17 protein-coding genes and 1 pseudogene are annotated in these 18,895 nt (G+C 63.4%); 17 read left to right on the plus strand and 1 reads right to left on the minus strand.

Going from position 1 to position 18,895, the window contains the following annotated elements; translation table 11 throughout:
• The first annotated feature begins 43 nt into the window (after positions 1–43).
• The 5 genes from NKH59_RS11230 (at position 44) to NKH59_RS11250 (ending at position 5,998) form a co-directional block, all read left to right on the plus strand.
• The gene (locus tag NKH59_RS11230) at positions 44–1,042 is read left to right on the plus strand and encodes a polyprenyl synthetase family protein (RefSeq protein WP_352623450.1); all 999 of its coding nucleotides are present in this window, start codon (positions 44–46) and stop codon (positions 1,040–1,042) included.
• 148 nt (positions 1,043–1,190) lie between these two features.
• Positions 1,191–2,744 (plus strand): hypothetical protein, encoded by a 1,554-nt coding sequence (locus tag NKH59_RS11235; RefSeq protein ID WP_353021841.1) that lies wholly within the window; start codon positions 1,191–1,193, stop codon positions 2,742–2,744.
• Positions 2,741–3,643, plus strand: coding sequence for a terpene synthase family protein (locus NKH59_RS11240; protein ID WP_353021843.1), 903 nt, complete (start codon positions 2,741–2,743; stop codon positions 3,641–3,643). The genes NKH59_RS11235 and NKH59_RS11240 overlap by 4 nt, the downstream gene beginning before the upstream one ends.
• 85 nt (positions 3,644–3,728) lie before the next feature.
• On the plus strand, positions 3,729–4,778 hold the full coding sequence (gene fni / locus NKH59_RS11245; protein ID WP_353021846.1) for a type 2 isopentenyl-diphosphate Delta-isomerase: 1,050 nt from the start codon (positions 3,729–3,731) through the stop codon (positions 4,776–4,778).
• Between the two features lie 53 nt (positions 4,779–4,831).
• Positions 4,832–5,998, plus strand: a complete 1,167-nt coding sequence (locus NKH59_RS11250) for an NAD(P)/FAD-dependent oxidoreductase (protein ID WP_353021848.1) — start codon at positions 4,832–4,834, stop codon at positions 5,996–5,998.
• On the opposite strand, the gene NKH59_RS33505 is transcribed toward NKH59_RS11250, so the two are convergent.
• Complete coding sequence (locus NKH59_RS33505; RefSeq protein WP_502908690.1) at positions 5,976–6,431, minus strand: hypothetical protein; 456 nt, start codon at positions 6,429–6,431, stop codon at positions 5,976–5,978. The two genes, NKH59_RS11250 and NKH59_RS33505, sit on opposite strands and share 23 nt — an antisense overlap.
• On the opposite strand from NKH59_RS33505, the gene NKH59_RS33510 reads away from it, so the two are divergent.
• From NKH59_RS33510 to NKH59_RS11310, 12 genes and pseudogenes are all read left to right on the plus strand, one after another.
• The gene (locus tag NKH59_RS33510) at positions 6,418–6,720 is read left to right on the plus strand and encodes a hypothetical protein (RefSeq protein ID WP_502908691.1); all 303 of its coding nucleotides are present in this window, start codon (positions 6,418–6,420) and stop codon (positions 6,718–6,720) included. The two genes, NKH59_RS33505 and NKH59_RS33510, sit on opposite strands and share 14 nt — an antisense overlap.
• Before the next feature lie 121 nt (positions 6,721–6,841).
• Positions 6,842–7,171, plus strand: a complete 330-nt coding sequence (locus tag NKH59_RS11260) for a helix-turn-helix domain-containing protein (RefSeq protein ID WP_352542096.1) — start codon at positions 6,842–6,844, stop codon at positions 7,169–7,171.
• Positions 7,146–8,402: a type II toxin-antitoxin system HipA family toxin gene (locus NKH59_RS11265; RefSeq protein ID WP_353021849.1), complete on the plus strand. Its 1,257-nt coding sequence runs from the start codon at positions 7,146–7,148 to the stop codon at positions 8,400–8,402. Before NKH59_RS11260 ends, NKH59_RS11265 begins: the two co-directional genes overlap by 26 nt.
• Positions 8,403–8,890: 488 nt before the next feature.
• Positions 8,891–9,784, plus strand: a complete 894-nt coding sequence (gene nifH / locus NKH59_RS11270) for a nitrogenase iron protein (RefSeq protein ID WP_023801970.1) — start codon at positions 8,891–8,893, stop codon at positions 9,782–9,784.
• A gap of 98 nt (positions 9,785–9,882) precedes the next feature.
• The gene (gene nifD, locus NKH59_RS11275; RefSeq protein WP_353021851.1) at positions 9,883–11,385 is read left to right on the plus strand and encodes a nitrogenase molybdenum-iron protein alpha chain; all 1,503 of its coding nucleotides are present in this window, start codon (positions 9,883–9,885) and stop codon (positions 11,383–11,385) included.
• A 129-nt stretch (positions 11,386–11,514) separates the two neighbouring features.
• Positions 11,515–13,056 (plus strand): nitrogenase molybdenum-iron protein subunit beta, encoded by a 1,542-nt coding sequence (nifK, locus tag NKH59_RS11280; protein ID WP_352843534.1) that lies wholly within the window; start codon positions 11,515–11,517, stop codon positions 13,054–13,056.
• A gap of 62 nt (positions 13,057–13,118) precedes the next feature.
• Complete coding sequence (gene nifE, locus NKH59_RS11285; protein ID WP_352843535.1) at positions 13,119–14,609, plus strand: nitrogenase iron-molybdenum cofactor biosynthesis protein NifE; 1,491 nt, start codon at positions 13,119–13,121, stop codon at positions 14,607–14,609.
• Positions 14,610–14,618: 9 nt separating this feature from the next.
• Entirely contained in the window at positions 14,619–16,001 is a 1,383-nt protein-coding gene (gene nifN, locus NKH59_RS11290) for a nitrogenase iron-molybdenum cofactor biosynthesis protein NifN (RefSeq protein ID WP_353021852.1), read from the plus strand.
• Positions 15,967–16,465, plus strand: a pseudogene (nifX, locus tag NKH59_RS11295) (nitrogen fixation protein NifX). The gene nifN and the pseudogene nifX overlap by 35 nt, the downstream one beginning before the upstream one ends.
• A gap of 17 nt (positions 16,466–16,482) precedes the next feature.
• The gene (locus tag NKH59_RS11300; protein WP_353021854.1) at positions 16,483–16,962 is read left to right on the plus strand and encodes a NifX-associated nitrogen fixation protein; all 480 of its coding nucleotides are present in this window, start codon (positions 16,483–16,485) and stop codon (positions 16,960–16,962) included.
• A gap of 108 nt (positions 16,963–17,070) precedes the next feature.
• Positions 17,071–17,775, plus strand: a complete 705-nt coding sequence (locus NKH59_RS11305; RefSeq protein ID WP_502908692.1) for a response regulator transcription factor — start codon at positions 17,071–17,073, stop codon at positions 17,773–17,775.
• 107 nt (positions 17,776–17,882) lie between these two features.
• Entirely contained in the window at positions 17,883–18,770 is an 888-nt protein-coding gene (locus NKH59_RS11310) for a universal stress protein (protein WP_353021858.1), read from the plus strand.
• Positions 18,771–18,895: the final 125 nt, after the last annotated feature.

An 18,895-nucleotide genomic window follows, 5' to 3' on the forward strand; every position in this document is an offset into this window, starting at 1 on the left:
CTCGCTGTGGCCATCTCGTGTCAGGTACAAGGACATGAACAACATGCAGACCGGTTCCACGCTGCACGACGACCGAACTGGCGTTTCCGCGCTCGGCGGATTGGGCGCGCAGGCGCGCGGCGCATCCGGCAGGCTGCTGCCGGAGATCTGGATGCAGGACGGCGCAAAGCGGGTCGAACAGGCGCTGGCGCGTCTTCTCTGCGCCGAAGACGACGGTGAGACCGAGCTGATGGCGGCGATGCGCTACGCCACCTTGCATGGCGGGAAGCGCACCCGCGCCTTGCTCTGTCTGGCGGCCGGCGCACTGGCCGACACGCCGGCGCACATGCTCGACGATGTCGGCGCCGCCATCGAGATGATGCACGCCTGTACCCTGGTCCACGACGACCTGCCCGCGATGGACGACGACGTGCTTCGCCGCGGCCTTCCGACCGTGCACGTCAAGTTCGGCGAAGCCACTGCGATCCTGGTCGGCGATGCGCTGCAGGCGCACGCCTTCCTGACCCTGGCGAGCCTGGATGCGCCGGGAGACAACCGTATCGCGCTCGTGCGCGAACTGGCGCAGGCCGTGTCCGCCGAGGGTGCCGCAGGCGGACAGGCCATGGATCTGTCGCTGGTCGGAAAGCACGCGGAGCTGGACAGGATCGTGGCGATGCACCGGATGAAGAGCGGAGCGCTAGTGCGTGCCTCCGTTCGCATGGGCGCGCTATGCTCCATCGCGGAGGATGCCGCGCACGCTGCGCTGTACTGTGCGCTCGATCGGTACACCGCCTGTTTCGGCCTGGCGTTGCAGGTGGTCGACGACATTCTCGACGCGACAGCGGATACCGCGACGCTGGGCAAGACCCCCGGCAAGGACGCGGCGGCGCAGAAGCCGACCTGCGCGTCGATCATGGGGCTGCAGGCAGCGCGCCAGTTCGCGCTGGATTTGTTGCGCGACGCCGGGGAAGCCATCGCCCCGCTGGGGCCGCGTGCGGAACGGTTGGCGCAGATACTGCAGCGGGCCAACGGGTATCTGTTCAAGCACGCGCCATGCGCATGAGCACGCCCGTCCAAATGGAGTCGCCCCTGTGCCGGTGCGATCGGCCGGCGGCAGCGGTGCATGCTGCACTGTGCCCAAGTCCGCGGCGATGTGCGCGGCGTCTGCCGATCCTGGTTCTCGTCAACCGTCTGCAGAAGGAACATCCCGCGTGAACGCGCTGTCCGAACAGATCCTTTCCGAATTGCGCCACCTGCTGAGCGAGATGAGCGACGGCGGCAGCGTCGGTCCGTCCGTCTACGACACGGCGCGAGCTCTGCAGTTCCACGGCAACGTCACCGGTCGGCAGGACGCATACGCGTGGCTCATCGCGCAGCAACAGGCCGATGGCGGATGGGGAAGTGCGGACTTCCCGCTGTTCCGCCATGCGCCCACGTGGGCGGCGTTGCTGGCATTGCAGAGTGCCGATCCTCTTCCCGGCGCTGCCGACGCAGTCCAGGCTGCAACCCGGTTCCTCGAGCGCCAGCCCGATCCCTACGCACATGCGGTGCCGGAAGATGCGCCGATCGGCGCGGAGCTGATCCTGCCGCAGTTGTGCGGCGAGGCCGCATCCTTGCTGGGCGGCGTGGCGTTTCCGCGCCACCCGGCGCTGTTGCCGTTGCGGCAAGCGTGCCTGGTCAAGCTGGGGGCGGCGGCGGCGACGTTGCCGAGCGGCCATCCGTTGCTGCACTCCTGGGAAGCCTGGGGGACGTCGCCGACCACCGCATGCCCGGATGACGACGGCAGCATCGGCATCAGTCCGGCGGCCACCGCCGCGTGGCGTGCGCACGCCGTGACAAAGAAGAACACGCCGCAGGTCGGGCGCGCCGACGCGTATCTTCACGCGGCATCGCGGGCGACGCGCAGCGGCATCGAAGGTGTCGTTCCCAACGTCTGGCCGATCAATGTGTTCGAGCCATGCTGGTCGCTGTACACCCTTCATCTGGCCGGTCTGTTCGCGCATCCCGCGCTCGCCGAGGCGGTGCAAGTGGTCGTCGCGCAGCTCGACGCCCGCCTGGGCGAGCGCGGTCTGGGCCCGGCCTTGCACTTCGCGGCCGATGCGGACGACACCGCCGTTGCGATGTGCGTCCTGCGCCTTGCAGGCCGCGACCCGGCGGTCGATGCGTTGCGCCATTTCGAAATCGGCGAGCTGTTCGTCACCTTCCCCGGCGAGCGCAATGCCTCGGTGTCGACCAACATCCATGCCCTGCATGCGTTGCGACTATTGGGAAAGCCCGCCGCCGGCACCAGCGCCTACGTCGAGGCCAATCGCAACCCGCACGGTCTATGGGACAACGAAAAATGGCACGTTTCGTGGCTGTATCCCACCGCGCATGCGGTCGCTGCGCTGGCGCAAGGCAAGCCCCAGTGGCGCGACGAGCGCGCGCTGGCGGCGCTGCTGCAGGCGCAGCGCGACGACGGCGGCTGGGGCGCCGGTCGCGCGTCCACATTCGAGGAAACCGCCTATGCGCTGTTCGCGTTGCACGTGATGGACGGGAGCGAAGAGCCGACAGGGCGCCGGCGCATCGCGCAGGCGGTGGCGCGTGCGCTGAAGTGGATGCTCGCCCGCCACGCGGCGCATGCATTGCCGCAGACGCCGCTGTGGATCGGCAAGGAACTGTATTGCCCCACCCGGGTGGTGCGCGTGGCCGAACTCGCCGGGTTGTGGCTGGCGCTTCGTTGGGGGCGGCGCGTCCTGGCCGAGGGAGCAGGAGCGGCGCCATGATCCAGACCGAACGCGCGCTGCAGCAGGTGCTGGAGTGGGGGCGTTCCCTGACCGGCTTCGCCGACGAGCATGCCGTGGAAGCGGTCAGGGGCGGCCACTACATCCTGCAGCGCATCCACCCGAGCCTGCGCGACACCAGCGCCCGCACCGGCCGCGATCCGCAGGACGAAACGCTGATCGTGGCGTTCTATCGCGAACTGGCGCTGCTGTTCTGGCTCGACGATTGCAATGACCTTGGCCTGATCGCGCCGGAGCAGCTCGCCGCGGTGGAGCAGGCGCTGGGGCAGGGCGTTCCGTGCGCGCTCCCCGGATTCGAGGGCTGCGCTGTGCTGCGCGCTTCGCTGGCCGCGCTCGCCTACGATCGTCGCGACTATGCTCAGCTTCTCGACGATACCCGGTGCTACTGCGCGGCGCTGCGCGCCGGACACGCGCAGTCGGCAGGGGCGGAACGCTGGTCCTACGCCGAGTACCTGCACAACGGCATCGATTCGATCGCCTACAAGAACGTGTTCTGTTGCCTGTCGTTGCTGTGGGGGCTGGACATGGCGACCTTGCGCGCGCGTCCGGCGTTTCGCCAGGTCCTGCGGCTCATCTCCGCGATAGGGCGCCTGCAGAACGATCTGCATGGACGCGACAAGGACAGATCGGCCGGCGAGGCCGACAACGCGGCGATCCTGCTGCTGCGGCGTTTTCCGGCTATGCCTGTCGAGGAGTTCCTCAACGACGAGCTGGCCGGCCATACGCGCATGCTGCACCGGGTGATGGCGGAAGAACGGTTTCCCGCGCCGTGGGGACCGTTGATCGAGGCAATGGCGGCCATCCGCGCGCAGTACTACCAGACCTCAACCAGCCGCTACCGCAGCGACGCTGCGGGGGGAGGCCAGCGTGCGCCGGCCTGAACGCGCGGGAGGCGGCGGCGTGCGCGCGCTGCCGTCGGTCCGATCCGACGCAACGCCGTCGCCCGATGCGACGGATGGAGCGAGCATGAGCGACACCAACCTGAGCCGGCGCAAGGACGACCACCTGGACATCGTGCTGGATCGGCGAACGGCGCCGGCCAAGGCCGCCGCCGGCTGGGAGTACATCCGTTTCGAACACTGCGCATTGCCCGAGTTGGACCTGACGCAGATCGACCTGCGCGCCTCGCTGCTGGGCAAGACCATGCGCGCGCCGCTGCTGATCAGCTCGATGACCGGCGGCATGCCACGCGCCGAGGCCATCAACCGGCATCTGAGCGAGGCAGCGCAAGCCTTGGGGATCGCCATGTGCGTCGGTTCGCAGCGCGTGAGCCTGCAATCCCGCAGCTCCCAGGGGCTGACGCGCGCGCTGCGCCGCCTGGCCCCAGACATTCCCTTGCTGGCCAATATCGGCGCCGCGCAACTGCGCGAGGCCGACGGCCTGGACCTGGCGCGCCGGGCGGTGGATGCGCTGGAGGCCGATGGACTCATCGTCCATCTCAATCCGCTGCAGGAAGCGGTACAGCTGGAGGGCGACCGCGACTGGCGCGGCGTCCTGGCGCAGATCGCTCGCGCCGCGCGCAGCGTGGGCGTGCCGATCGTGGCCAAGGAAGTGGGGTCGGGCCTGTCGGCCCCGGTGGCCTGTGCGCTCGTCGAGGCGGGCGTGGCGGTGATCGATGTCGCCGGTGCCGGCGGCACCAGTTGGGCCGCGGTGGAGGGCGAGCGCGCCCGCGATGCCGCCGACCGTGCAGTGGCGATGGCGTTCGCCGATTGGGGGATTCCGACCCCGGCCAGCGTGCAGGCGGTACGTCGGGCGCTGCCAATGGTGAAGCTGATCGCGTCGGGCGGGATCCGCGACGGCGTCGACGTGGCCAAGGCCATCCGCCTGGGCGCGGACATCGCCGGGCAGGCGGCCGGCGTGCTGCGCGCGGCTACGCTATCCACCGAGGCGGTTGTCGCGCATTTCGAGATCGTCATCCGCCAGTTGGCCGTCGCCTGCTTCTGCACCGGCTCGGCTGATCTGGCGGCGTTGCGTCAGGCGCGCTTGTTGCCCTCGGCACATCTGCCCGCCGGTTGATGCCGGCATCGCCCGCACGTGGCGGCGGGCCTTAGAACTGGAGAAGCGAAAAAGTGCATTACGACATCATCATCATCGGCGGAGCCATCGTCGGCTCGTCGGTGGCCTATTACCTGCGCGAGGAAGGTTTTTCGGGCTCGATTGCACTTGTCGAGCGCGACCCGCAATTTTCTCATGCGGCCACCACGCTGTCCTGCGCCTCCATCCGCCAGCAGTTTTCGATCCCGGAAAACATCCGTCTGTCGCAGTTCACGCTGAAACTGTTCCGGCGGCTCAGGGAAGAGTTTGGCGCGGATGCCGATATCGGCTTTCGCGAAGGCGGGTATCTCATCCTTGCCGGCGAAAACGGGCTGCCTATCCTGCAGGCCAACCACGAAGCGCAGATGGCCGAGGGCGCCGACATCCTGCTCGAGGATGCGGAGGCGCTCGTCCGCCGCTTTCCGTGGCTGTCGGTCGAGGGCATTTCCGCCGGCGCCTATGGCCGCAGCGGCGAAGGCTGGTTCGACGCGCATGCGATGCTGATGCTGTTCCGCAAGGCACTGCGCACGAAGAACATCGATTTTATCACGGCGTCGGTGACGGGTATCGAGCGGCTAGGCGGCCGCGTCACTGGTGTATTTCTGGACAATGGCGAGCGGCTCGAGGCCGGCACCGTCGTCAACGCCGCCGGGCCGAATGCCGGCAAGGTGGCGGCAATGGCTGGGCTGGCGCTGCCGGTGGAGCCGCGCAAGCGCAACGTCTTCGCCTTCGAGGCGCGCGAGAAATATGAGGACATGCCGCTGCTGGTCGACCCGAGCGGCATCTATGTCCGGCCGGAGGGCTCGGTCTACATCACCGGCGGCGCCGAGCCGGAAGAGGGCGAAGGACCAGCCGATCCCGCCGACTTCGACCCCGACTGGCCGCTGTTCGAAGAGGTGATCTGGCCGGTGCTGGCGACCCGCATTCCAGCCTTCGAGGCGATCAAGCCGACACGCGCCTGGGTCGGCCATTACGACTACAACACACTCGACCAGAACGCGGTGATCGGCCCGCACCCCGAGGTCGGCAATTTCCTCTTCGCCAACGGGTTTTCCGGCCACGGCCTGCAGCAGGCGCCGGCGGTCGGCAAGGCGCTGGCCGAACTGATCGTGCATGGCCGCTATCGCACGGTAGATTGCTCGGCGTTCGGGTACAGCCGTGTCGCTGAGGGGCGGGCTTTCAGGGAATTGAATGTGATTTGAGCAGGAAGGGCGGGTGCGCCGCGACGGCCCTTTTGATGCAGGAACAGAGGGGCGCGAAGGAACGCGACAGCGGTCGATGGCCCAAAGCTGGCGAAAACAGCCGGCCAGGGCCTGCCGCGAACGGAATGATTTTGTGATGATCGTGGCGCTCGATCCGCCGCATTTCCGGACGATCAGCGACTTCCGCAAGCGGCATTTGAAGGCGCTCGAGGCGCTGTTCGTGCAGGTTCTGAAGCTGTGTGAGACGGCAGGATTGGTCAAACTCGGCCATGTCGCGCTGGATGGCAAGAAGATCAAGGCGAACGCGTCGAAACACAAGGCGATGAGCTATGAGCGCATGAAGAAGCGCGAGCTGGAATTGAAAGCCGAGGTCGCTCGCATGCTGACGGCGGCCGAGGCCGCGGATGGCCAGGAGGGACGTGACTTTCGGCAAGGACAAGCGCGGCGACGAGATGCCGGATTGGGCCGGCGACAAGCAGAACTGGCTGGCCAAGATCCAGCAGGCGATGGCGTCGCTGGAAGCCGAGGCCAAGCTGGCGGCGCAAGAAGAGCGCCGGACCGAGGCCGAAAAAGAAGAGCAGCGCCAGGCCGCAGGCCGCAAGAAGCCGGGCAAACCGGCGGCAGCGCCATCAGAGGAGCCCGGTGGCCATAGCAGCTGGTCTCGGAGGAACGCCGTTCGCTGTGCGGCGCTAAAGCCTGAGAGATCCTCGAAGAAGGATTGATCTCTTTGCGTATCATTATCTTCATATATGATACGCGAACAGATCATAAAAGTTTTGACTTGCTCGCTGGATGAGATACCTTTGCGTAACATCGCGCATTGGAAAGGATCGTATACGTATCATGATCGACTCTGAGTCGGAAATTCTGCGCGAAATCGGTGGGCTTTTCAGGCAGGCGAGGCTGGCCGCTGCCATGACGCAGGAGCAGGTCGCTGATTTGGCGGGTATATCCCGTCCCCGCTATCGCGACATCGAAAAGGGAGCCGCAGCGGCGCGTGCGACGACGCTCATGAATATCGCTCGCGCGCTCGGTCTGGAAATGATGCTGGTTCCGCAAGTCATGGTGCCGGCTGTCCAGGCTCTATTGCGTCCGCATGATGATGACGATCGACCCGCCTTTGTTTCTCAACCTGACGATGACGATCATGGCTCCAGTCTTTCGCGCACCTAAGACGATCCCGTCGCTGGACGTGCTCTTGAACGCACTGAAGATCGGCACAATCGTTAGGACGCCGGGCGATTTCAATGCATTCAACTTCGATGAGGCCTACCGCGCGACGGGCGGCTTTCCGGTTGTCAGCCTGTCGTTCCGGGCAGCGACGGGAGGATTGCGGAAAGATCCGAAGCCTCTGGCGGGCGCCTTGCCCGCTTTCTTCGCGAACCTCCTGCCGGAGGAGAAATTGCGCGAGGCGATGGAAAAGCACCACGAAGGCAATGTGCGGCCAGGCAATGATTTCGATCTTTTAACGGCGCTGGGCGCCGATCTGCCGGGAGCCGTACGGGCGTTGCCCAGTGACGGCGCGATAGCGGTATCGCAGGATGCTTCAAAGGATAAGCCCAAGGCACGGTTCTCACTTGCCGGCGTGCAGATGAAGCTGTCGGTCATGAAGAACACTGGAAAAGGCGGCGGCCTTACCTTGCCGATGGACGACGAGCAGGGCCGGTACATCGCCAAGTTCCCTTCGACGGCGTATCCGGGCGTTTCCGAAAATGAATTCGCCAACCTAGCGCTGGCCGCAGCGATCGGCATGGAGGTGCCTGAACGCGAACTTGTCGAGAAGTCCGATTTCGAGGATATTCCCGAAGAATTCAACACGCTGTCAGAGGGCAAGGTCCTTCTCGTCAAACGCTTCGATCGCGGCGCTGAGGGCAAGAGGATTCACATCGAGGATTTCGCTCAGGTCTTCGGCGTCTATCCCTCGCGCAAATATCAGGGCGCCGCTTATCACGACATAGCCTCGGCCCTTGGCGCGGCCGTCTCGCCTACGGCGGCTCTCGAATTCGTCCGCCGCCTGGCACTGACCGTCATCACCGGCAATGGCGACATGCACCTGAAGAACTGGTCGTTGATCTATCCCGGAAACGGCGACAAGCCGGCGCTTGCACCAATCTACGACGTTCTGTCGACCGTGCCATATATTCCCGCCGACGCCACGGCGCTTTCGCTTGGAGGGGAGCGCTCGTTCAAGGCGCTAGCAGCACCGCGATGGAAAGCATTTGCGAACCGTGCAAGGCTTCCGGAGCCGGCAGTCCTGAAGGCAGTGGTCGAGACCGTCGAACTCGTCAACGAGCACTGGTGGCATCTGCCTGAGCGCGACGTTGTCGCAGCGAAAGTGCTCGAGCGGATCGACGAACATGTGAAGGCGATGACGCCGATACTGAACTCCTGCGCCGATAAGTGAGCCGAGTCCCCTTGGTTTGGTGATATGGCGGAATTATCCGCCCGCGGCCCCGCATGGATGGCCGGGGATCGATGGTATGCCAGCGTGGCGCGCAAGATTCCGCGCAGTGTCGATGAGGACACGCGAGAACCAAGCACGTCAGCTCGCCGGAACAGAAGAGTTCGCAGCATCCCGCAATTAACGCTAGAGGGTCGAGATGCTGTTCGCCCACCTCGACACAACGATGCGGTTCGAACGAATGCGGTGACTGAGGATCGCGATCCGACGCTTTGTGTTGCCATTGTCGGGTCCGCTACACGGCTTGTTCCGACGATCCTTTCTTTGGCCTCGAGCTAAATCCCTGAAAAGCAACCATGAAATTATTCTTCGGTTCGATCAGCCAAATTGGCACGAGTCTTGAGATCCTTGGGTGCGAGGCGGCGACAGCTGCCCGACCGGCATTCATGTCGCGGCAGCCGCGATGAATGGAACGAAGGAAGGAAAGCTACATGTCAGGTTTGCGTCAGATCGCCTTTTACGGCAAGGGCGGCATCGGCAAGTCCACCACGTCCCAAAATACGCTCGCCGCCCTTGTCGACCTCGGGCAGAGAATCCTCATCGTCGGCTGCGACCCCAAAGCCGACTCCACCCGCCTGATCCTGAACGCGAAGGCGCAGGATACAGTCCTGCACCTCGCGGCAGAGGAAGGTTCGGTGGAAGACCTGGAACTCGCGGACGTGCTCAAGGTCGGCTACAAAGGCATCAAATGCGTGGAGTCGGGCGGCCCTGAGCCGGGTGTCGGCTGCGCCGGCCGCGGCGTGATCACCTCGATCAACTTCCTCGAGGAGAACGGTGCCTACGACGATGTCGACTATGTCTCCTACGACGTGCTCGGGGATGTGGTGTGCGGCGGTTTCGCGATGCCGATCCGCGAGAACAAGGCCCAGGAAATCTATATTGTCATGTCCGGCGAGATGATGGCGCTCTATGCCGCCAACAACATCGCCAAGGGGATCCTGAAATACGCCCATTCGGGCGGCGTGCGGCTCGGCGGCCTGATCTGCAACGAGCGCCAAACCGACCGCGAGCTCGACCTCGCCGAAGCGCTGGCTTCCAGGCTCAATTCCAAGCTCATCCACTTCGTGCCCCGCGACAACATCGTCCAGCACGCCGAACTCAGGAAGATGTCTGTCATCCAGTATGCGCCGGACTCCAAGCAGGCCGGGGAATACCGGGCACTAGCCGAGAAGATCCATGCCAATTCGGGCCAGGGCACCATCCCAACCCCGATCACCATGGAGGAGCTCGAGGACATGCTGCTCGACTTCGGCATCATGAAGACCGACGAGCAGATGCTTGCCGAGCTTCAGGTCAAGGAAGCGGCCAAGGCGGCCGCACAGTAACGACCGCTACTGACTGGGGGCGCGGCCGGACCTGGCGCGCCTTTCAAAGAACGGCGCCTCGTCGGTGAGGCGTCACCCTGAACCTTGAAAGGGGTCCCATGAGCCCGGAATACGAGAATGACGGCGCCCTCCATGCGAAGCTTATCGAGGAGGTGCTGTCGCAATATCCTGACAAGGCGGCCAAGCGCCGCAAAAAGCACCTCAGCGTGGCAAAGAGCAGCGACGAGGCTGGCGAGGATAGCGAGGCCCTTTCCGAATGCGAGGTCAAATCGAACATCAAGTCCATCCCCGGCGTGATGACGATTCGCGGCTGCGCCTATGCCGGCTCGAAAGGCGTGGTGTGGGGTCCAGTCAAGGATATGGTCCATATCTCGCACGGCCCGGTCGGCTGCGGGCAATATTCCTGGTCGCAACGCCGCAACTATTACGTCGGCACGACCGGCATCGACACGTTCGTCACGATGCAGTTCACCTCCGATTTCCAGGAGAAGGACATCGTTTTTGGTGGCGACAAGAAGCTGGAACGGATCATCGACGAGATCGAGGAACTGTTTCCGCTGAACAAGGGCATGACTGTGCAATCCGAATGCCCGATCGGCCTGATTGGCGACGACACCGAAGCTGTGTCCCGCAACAAGGCCAAGGAGCACGAAAAGACGATCGTGCCGGTGCGCTGCGAGGGCTTCCGCGGCGTCTCGCAATCCCTCGGCCACCACATCGCCAACGATGCGATCCGCGACTGGGTCTTCGAGAAGAAGGACATTGAGTTCGAGGCCGGCCCGTACGATGTCAATGTGATCGGCGACTATAATATCGGCGGCGACGCCTGGGCTTCGCGCATCCTGCTCGAGGAGATGGGCCTGCGCGTGGTCGGCAACTGGTCGGGCGACGCTACGCTGGCCGAAATAGAGCGCGCGCCGAAGGCCAAGCTCAATCTCATCCATTGCTACAGGTCGATGAACTACATCTGCCGGCACATGGAGGAAAAGTATGGCATCGACTGGATGGAGTATAATTTCTTCGGCCCCTCCCAGACCGAAGCCTCTCTGCGCAAGATAGCCAAGCATTTCGGGCCGGAAATCGAGGCCAAGGCCGAGGCGGTCATCGCCAAATACCGGCCGCTGGTCGATGCCGTCATCGCCAAATATCGGCCGCGCCTCGAAGGCAGGACGGTGATGCTCTATGTCGGCGGGCTGCGCCCCCGTCACGTCGTCACGGCATATGAGGATCTGGGCATGGTGATCGTCGGCACTGGCTATGAATTTGGCCATAACGACGACTATCAGCGTACCGGCCATTACGTGAAGAAGGGCACGCTGATCTATGACGACGTGAGCGGTTACGAGCTGGAGAAGTTCATTGAGGGGATCCATCCTGATCTCGTTGGCTCCGGCATCAAAGAAAAGTACCCGGTCCAGAAGATGGGCATACCGTTCCGTCAAATGCATTCCTGGGATTATTCCGGCCCGTATCACGGCTACGACGGCTTCGCCATCTTCGCCCGCGACATGGATCTGGCCATCAACAACCCGGTCTGGAACCTCTACGACGCCCCCTGGAAGAAAAAAGCCGAGCCGTCGGCGGCGATCGCAGCCGAATGAAAACCTGGCCTCCCGTAAGCCGGGAGGCCGTTAAACGCCTGTGGCCCTTTGTCCGCGGGAGACCTGAAACGTTTCGATGTCCCTGTCCCGCCGTATGGCGCGGCCAGATGGGAGAAGAGGTAAACACCCATGCCGCAGTCGGCTGAAAAAGTTCTCGACCACGCGCCCCTGTTCCGCGAGCCGGAATACAGGCAGATGCTCGCCGAGAAGAGGCTGAATTTCGAATGTCCGCACCCGGACCAGGTCGTTACCGACCAACGCGAATTCACCAAGACGTGGGAATACCGCGAAAAGAACCTTGCTCGCGAAGCGCTTGTCGTGAACCCCGCCAAGGCCTGCCAGCCGCTCGGCGCGGTATTCGCGGCCGCGGGCTTCGAGCGAACCATGTCCTTCGTCCACGGCAGCCAGGGCTGCGTGGCCTATTACCGCTCGCACCTGTCGCGCCATTTCAAGGAGCCTGCTTCGGCAGTTTCCTCCTCGATGACCGAGGACGCGGCAGTGTTCGGCGGTCTGAAGAACATGGTCGACGGGCTAGCCAACACGTACCAACTCTACGACCCGAAGATGATCGCCGTCTCGACCACTTGTATGGCCGAGGTCATTGGCGACGACCTGCACAGCTTCATCGAGAACGCCAAGGACGAAGGCTCGGTCCCGCGCGACTTCGACGTGCCCTTCGCCCACACGCCGGCCTTCGTCGGTAGTCATGTCGACGGCTATGACGTAACGGTCAAGGGCATTTTGGAGCACTTCTGGAAAGGCGAGGAGCGAACCGAAGCCGAGGGAACCATCAACATCATTCCGGGTTTCGACGGCTTTTGCGTTGGCAACAACCGGGAGCTCAAGCGCCTGCTCGATCTGATAGGCGTGTCCTATACCTTCATCCAAGACGCCTCTGACCAGTTCGACACGCCGTCGGACGGCGAATACCGCATGTACGACGGCGGCACGAAGATCGAAGACGTGAGGAAGGCACTCAACGCGGAGGCGACACTCTCGCTACAGCATTACAACACCCGAAAAACACTGGAGTATTGCGAGGGGGTAGGGCAGGCGACTGCCTCGTTCCATTACCCGCTCGGAGTCCAGGCGACCGACGAGTTCCTGATGGAGGTCTCCGCGATTTCCGGCAAGCAAATCCCCGAGGCAATCCGCCTGGAGCGCGGCCGACTTGTTGACGCCATGGCGGACAGCCAATCCTGGCTGCACGGTAAGAAATACGCCATCTACGGGGATCCGGACTTTGTCTACGGCATGGCCCGCTTCATCATGGAGACGGGCGGCGAGCCGACCCATTGCCTCGCCACCAACGGCACCTCGGCATGGGAAGCGGACTTGAAGGAACTGCTTGCATCATCACCCTTCGGCAAGGATGCTCAAGTCTGGGCGGGCAAGGACCTCTGGGCGATGCGCTCGCTGCTCTTCACCGAGCCGGTGGACCTGCTGATCGGCAACTCCTATGGCAAGTATCTGGAGCGCGACACCGGGACGCCGCTGATCCGGCTGACGTTTCCGATCTTCGACCGCCACCATCACCATCGGTTTGCGCTTATGGGCTACCAAGGCGGGTTGCGCGTCCTGACGACGATCCTCGACAAGATCTTCGACAAGCTCGATCGCGAGACAAGCGAGACGGGCGTGACGGACTATTCGTATGACCTCACCCGCTAAGCGTGGCGCCGGCTCGTCGGTGAGGCCGGTCGTCTTCCCGAGGGACTTTGGAGACCGACGCAATGTCCTCGCTCAGAGCCAAAATCCAGGATGTCTTCAACGAGCCCGCCTGCGAGCAGAACCGCGGCAAGGATGCCAAGGCGCGCAAGGAGGGCTGTTCGAAGCCACTGACCCCCGGGGCGGCGGCCGGCGGCTGTGCCTTCGATGGCGCCAAGATCGTGCTGCAGCCGATCACCGACGTCGCGCACCTGATCCATGCGCCGCTCGCCTGCGAGGGCAATTCCTGGGACAACCGCGGTGCGGCTTCGTCCGGGCCAACGCTGTGGCGCACGAGCTTCACGACCGACCTCACCGAACTCGATGTTGTGATGGGGCAGGGCGAGCGGAAGCTTTTCAAAGCGATCCGCGAAATCAAGGAAGCGTATGGGCCGCCGGCGATCTTCGTCTATCCGACCTGTGTGACGGCGCTGATCGGCGACGACATCGAGGCCGTCTGTACGCGCGCGGCGGAAAAGTTCGGCCTACCGGTGGTGCCGGTCAATGCGCCGGGCTTCGTAGGCTCCAAGAATCTCGGCAACAAGCTTGCCGGCGAGGCGTTGCTCGAGCATGTCATCGGCACGGTGGAGCCCGACGATGCCGGCCCTTACGACATCAACATTCTTGGCGAATTCAACCTCTCGGGCGAATTTTGGCTGGTGAAGCCGCTGCTGGATCGGCTCGGCATCCGGGTGCGCGCCTGCATTCCGGGCGACGCGCGTTACCTCGACATTGCCTGCGCGCACCGCGCCCGGGCGGCTATGATGGTGTGCTCGACCGCGCTCATCAATCTCGCCCGCAAGATGGAGCAGCACTGGGATATTCCGTTCTTCGAGGGCTCCTTCTACGGCATCACCGACACCTCGGAAGCGCTCCGGCAGATCTCTCAGCTGCTCGTGAAGAAGGGTGCCGATCCGGAGATCCTCGGCCGCACCGAGGCATTGATTGCAGATGAGGAGGCGATCGCTTGGAAGAAGCTCACGGCCTACCGGCCGAGGCTCGAAGGCAAGCGCGTGCTGCTCAACACCGGCGGTGTGAAGTCCTGGTCCGTCGTTCATGCGCTGATGGAGATCGGCATCGAGATCGTCGGCACCTCGGTCAAGAAGTCGACGGTCGAAGACAAGGAGCGAATCAAGCAGATACTCAAGGACGACAACCACATATTCGAGCAGATGGCAGCGCGCGAGCTTTACGCGATGCTCTCAGAACACAAGGCCGATATCATGCTGTCGGGCGGGCGCACGCAGTTCATCGCGCTTAAGGCCAAGACACCCTGGCTCGATATCAACCAGGAGCGCCAACACCCTTACGCCGGCTATGACGGCATGGTGGAACTCGTACGCCAGATCGACCTCGCCATTCATAACCCGATCTGGCGCCAGGTGCGGGAGCCGGCACCATGGGATTGCCAGCCTGCGGTGAGGGAGGAACTGCCGAGCACAAGGAGCGAGACCGCGACCGTCCAGGCTTTCAAGAAATTCGCCGGCACGATGGCCGACGATCTCGGCGAGTGTTGAGGAAAGCCGATGGTCCGCATCCTTCCCCAGACGAAAGCGGCGGCGGTCAATCCGCTGAAGTCATCGCAGCCGCTGGGTGCCGCCTTGGCCTTTCTTGGCGTCGACGGTGCGATGCCGTTGTTCCACGGCAGCCAAGGGTGCACCAGCTTCGCCCTCGTGCTCTTCGTGCGGCATTTCAAGGAAGCCATCCCCTTGCAGACAACGGCGATGGACGAGGTGGCGACGATCCTCGGCGGGGCAGAGCATCTGGAAGACGCGATCCTCAACCTCAAGGCCCGCACAAAGCCAACGCTGATCGGGGTCTGCACGACGGCGCTGGTGGAAACCCGGGGCGAAGACTGCGCAGGAGATATCGCCAGTATCAGGCTGAAGCGCACGGAAGAACTCGCGGGTACGGAGGTGGTGCTAGCCAACACACCGGATTTCGACGGCGCGATCGAAGAGGGCTGGGCCAAGGCTGTCACCGCCATGATCGAAAGGATTACGCGTCCCGGCGAGCAGGCGCGGCAGTCGAAGAAGATCGTGATCCTGCCTGGCTGGAACCTCACCGTGGCTGATATCGAGCATTTGCGTGAGATGGTTGAAAGCTTTGGAGTCAAGCCGGTGATTCTGCCGGACGTCTCCGGCTCGCTCGACGGTACGGTGCCCGACCGCTGGGTCACGACCACCTATGGCGGCACCAGTGTCGAGGATATCCGTGAGCTTGGCACGGCCGAGCAATGCATCGTCATCGGTGAGCATATGCGCCGCCCGGCGGAGCTGCTGCAGAGGTTGACCGGCGTGCCTTACGTGCTGTTCCGGTCGCTGACTGGATTGAAGGACGCCGACCGGTTCGTCTCGCTGCTGTCCGCGGTTTCGGGCGCGGCGGCGCCGGCTGGGGTGCGCCGTCGCCGGGCGCAGTTGCAGGACGCGTTGCTCGACGGACATTTCCACTTTGGAGGCAAGAAAATTGCGATCGCTGCTGAACCAGACCAACTCTACCAACTCGCGAGCTTCTTCATCGGAATGGGCTCCGAAATCGCGGCGGCGGTCACCACGACCGACATGTCGAAAATTTTGGAGGAAGTACCGGCGCAGTCGGTTCAGATCGGCGATCTCGGCGATTTGGAAGCTCTTGGCGCCGGCGCTGATCTTCTCGTCACCCATTCCCATGGCCGCCAGGCGGCGCAGCGCCTCGGCATTCCGCTCATGCGGGTCGGCTTCCCGATCTTCGACCGGCTCGGCAGCCAGCACAAGCTCACAATCCTCTACCAAGGGACCCGCGACCTGATCTTCGAGGTTGCCAACATTTTTGAAGCCAACCGGCACGCGCCGACACCTGAGGCGCTCGATCCACTCCGTAAGCGAGAAATGCCAGATGAGCTCCGTTCGTCGCCTCTCGCTCGTCACTGACGAGGTTCACGCACCGACGCCGGAACGCCAAGCCGGCGCATTGCGCGTGGCGGTCGCCACGCAGGACATGAAGAACCTCAACGCCCATTTCGGTTCGGCCAGGCGCTTTGCTGTCTACGACGTGACGCGCGAGGAGTGGAATCTCGTCGAGGCCGTGGCCTTCGATGACGTTTCCGATGAGAGCGGGGAGCACCGAACTGAGGGCGACGACCGCATCACCCCGAAGGTGGAGGCGCTGAAGGGCTGTCATCTCCTGTTTTGTCTGGCGATCGGCGGACCTTCGGCAGCCAAGGTTGTTTCGGCAAAAATTCATCCGATCAAAGTGCCGCACCCCCAAACCATCCAAGAGGTGCTGTTGCGCACGCAGATGATGCTCAGGACGTGTCCTCCCCCTTGGCTGCGCAAGGTGCTGGCGCAGGGCAGGTGTCGCCGAACAGAAACCGTCCTTCGAGGACAAGGACTGAAATGAGGAGTTGGCGAAATGTCTGACGCCGTGGTTAGCCCTGCTGTCGCCGAGGACGAGGCGGCCCTTGCCACCCCGTTCGTCAAATGTCTCGTGCGGCTGGTCCGGGCTCATGATTCCCACGGGTCTTGGGAAGGCAAATCGGACGCCGAGCTGCTGGGCGACTTCATCGTCACCAGAAAACAGCGCCGTGCGATCCCGATCATCGGCGATCCCGATCCGGACGTGCTGTGGAGGCTTGAGATGTTTTACACTGCCGTCGGGCTTGCGATCGAGGAGCGCTCCGGCCTGATGGCATCGCCGATGATGGAGATGAGCCATGAGGGCTTCGGGCGCGTGCTTCTCACGGCCGGGCGGTTGGTCGTTCTGTCGAAGACCCTGCGCGACGTCCACCGGTTCGGCTTCGAGACGTTCTGGAAACTCGCCGCGGCCGGTACCAAACTGGCCGACGATGCCACCGCAGCCATTGAGGCTCATCCCGAGGTGGCGCGGGCGTGATGAAACCGATTTTCGATCAAGGGGATCATGTCAGGCCTTGAGGACATGCGATGGCCAGCCCACTCAACCGAGGCGGTCGAGGCCGATTTGGTTCTTGGGGTAGCGCTGATGAAGCCACTGGTCCTGATCTGTTCGCAAGATGCTGAGTTGTATCTGTTCCTCAGCCACATTCTGGGAGTGGACGGCTTCACGAGTGAGCCGGCAGGCGGCGTGAAGGAAGCACTTGCATTGGCCGATGAACGGGAGCTCCAGGCGGTAGTGCTGGACTGCGGGCCAGCAAGCGCGACAGGCTCCACAATCTGCGCCCGGCTCAAGGGGGAGCCCCGGACCGGCGGCCTGCCGGTTATTGCCCTGATCGCGCCCGGCGCCGAGAACCAGCACCTCGATCTCTTGAAGGCAGGCATTGACGAGAGCTTTGTGCGGCCGATCGCGCCGGCCAAGCTGCTTGACTGTTTACGGACGAAGCTGGCGCTGCCGAAGCCGGGTTCAAACGGGATTGAAAACGGCGGCTGGATCTCCTGTGGCGACCTTGAGATAAGGCTCGATGCCCACCGGGTTCGGGGTAATGGCCACGAAGTCCACCTTGGGCCGATCGAGTTCAACCTGCTGCGGCTTTTGCTTGAGACTCCCGGCAAGGTCTTCACCAGAGACGAGCTGATCAGCGCGGCCTGGCCGGCCAATATCCATGTCGGTGTACGCACCGTGGATGTCCATATCAGCCGGCTCAGAAGGGCGCTGAAGGCGGCCTCCCCCTCCAGCGTCATTCGTACCGTCAGGTCGGCCGGCTACTCGCTCGAGTGGCCGGACGGCTGAATAGATAACCGATGTGGTGCCACTCCGCATTTCCGCCGTGCTGAGGGCAAGTCTTGCGGCTTCGAAACGCGCCGGCAGGTACGACATATTCAGAAAGAAGCAGTCAAATGGCTTTCAGAAGCGTACTCAGTGTGACGGGAGCGGACCACTCCGATCAGGATATAAGAATAGCAGCCGGCCTGTGTGCCGAGGTCGGCGCGTATCTGTCCGTACTGATTATGTCGCCTCCGCGGCTCGTTATGTCGCCTCCGCTGCTGGGCGATGGCATCCCCGTGTGGCCTACGCAACGCGCACAGGCCATTGCCAGACTGGAAAAACGATATAGGCAAATCGAGAGATTTTCACACGACATGGTCAGACTGGAAACGACATTCAGGGAAATTCACAAACTGCTGAGAGCCACGTGGCGGTGCTATGATGTCGATATCGCCAACTGCGATCAGGCCAGCGTCGGTGGCGCGGTGCGACAGCGGGCGCTCTGCAACGACCTGACAATCGTCGGCCCCGCACTTCTCAACGACATTAATCTCGGACCCCTTGTTATCAACGGCAGCCTGTTCGATACCGGAAAGCCGGTGCTTGTCGTGCCGGAGGGCGCTGAGGCGACTCTATCGCCACGGCGCGTGCTGGTCGGCTGGGATTCGCGAGTCGAGGCGTCCCGTTCGGTTCGGGAAGCGCTGGATCTGCTAGCCGGTGCTGAGGAAGTTCGTGTCGCATTAGTCGATCCGGAGGCGACCTGCACCGGAAACGGTACCGAGCCGGGAGCCGACATCGCCGCCTATCTCACTCGGCACGGTGCTTGGGTGTCGATTGACCGGCTGGCGAGCGCCGGCAAACCAGTGGCCACGGTGCTCGCGCAGCACGCAATCGACACGTCTGCCGACATGATAGTCATGGGCGCTTACGGCAGCCGCCGGCTGCGCGAGCGGCTCTTCGGCGGCGTGACGAGATGGATAGTTGGGAAGCCGTCATTGCCGTTGTTTTTGGCTCGCTGACGGTTCCAAGCAAGCACCGACGCTGTTCGAAGCTCTACCCCCCTTGGGTCACCTATCCTGATGCCAAGTCGGAGGAAGATCGCGCAAAGCGCAAATTTCGCGAGGCTCGAATCTGCAAGCGCCGT

It is taken from the genome of Mesorhizobium sp. M0998 (genome assembly GCF_040318885.1).
Lineage (GTDB): Bacteria > Pseudomonadota > Alphaproteobacteria > Rhizobiales > Rhizobiaceae > Mesorhizobium.

Coding starts and splice junctions, on each gene's coding strand:
- NKH59_RS11230 (WP_352623450.1), top strand. CDS start 44: ATGCAGACCGGTTCCACGCTGCACGACGACCGAACTGGCGTTTCCGCG.
- NKH59_RS11240 (WP_353021843.1), top strand. CDS start 2,741: ATGATCCAGACCGAACGCGCGCTGCAGCAGGTGCTGGAGTGGGGGCGT.
- fni (WP_353021846.1), top strand. CDS start 3,729: ATGAGCGACACCAACCTGAGCCGGCGCAAGGACGACCACCTGGACATC.
- NKH59_RS11260 (WP_352542096.1), top strand. CDS start 6,842: ATGATCGACTCTGAGTCGGAAATTCTGCGCGAAATCGGTGGGCTTTTC.
- NKH59_RS11265 (WP_353021849.1), top strand. CDS start 7,146: ATGGCTCCAGTCTTTCGCGCACCTAAGACGATCCCGTCGCTGGACGTG.
- nifH (WP_023801970.1), top strand. CDS start 8,891: ATGTCAGGTTTGCGTCAGATCGCCTTTTACGGCAAGGGCGGCATCGGC.
- nifD (WP_353021851.1), top strand. CDS start 9,883: ATGAGCCCGGAATACGAGAATGACGGCGCCCTCCATGCGAAGCTTATC.
- nifK (WP_352843534.1), top strand. CDS start 11,515: ATGCCGCAGTCGGCTGAAAAAGTTCTCGACCACGCGCCCCTGTTCCGC.
- nifE (WP_352843535.1), top strand. CDS start 13,119: ATGTCCTCGCTCAGAGCCAAAATCCAGGATGTCTTCAACGAGCCCGCC.
- nifN (WP_353021852.1), top strand. CDS start 14,619: ATGGTCCGCATCCTTCCCCAGACGAAAGCGGCGGCGGTCAATCCGCTG.
- NKH59_RS11300 (WP_353021854.1), top strand. CDS start 16,483: ATGTCTGACGCCGTGGTTAGCCCTGCTGTCGCCGAGGACGAGGCGGCC.
- NKH59_RS11305 (WP_502908692.1), top strand. CDS start 17,071: ATGAAGCCACTGGTCCTGATCTGTTCGCAAGATGCTGAGTTGTATCTG.
- NKH59_RS11310 (WP_353021858.1), top strand. CDS start 17,883: ATGGCTTTCAGAAGCGTACTCAGTGTGACGGGAGCGGACCACTCCGAT.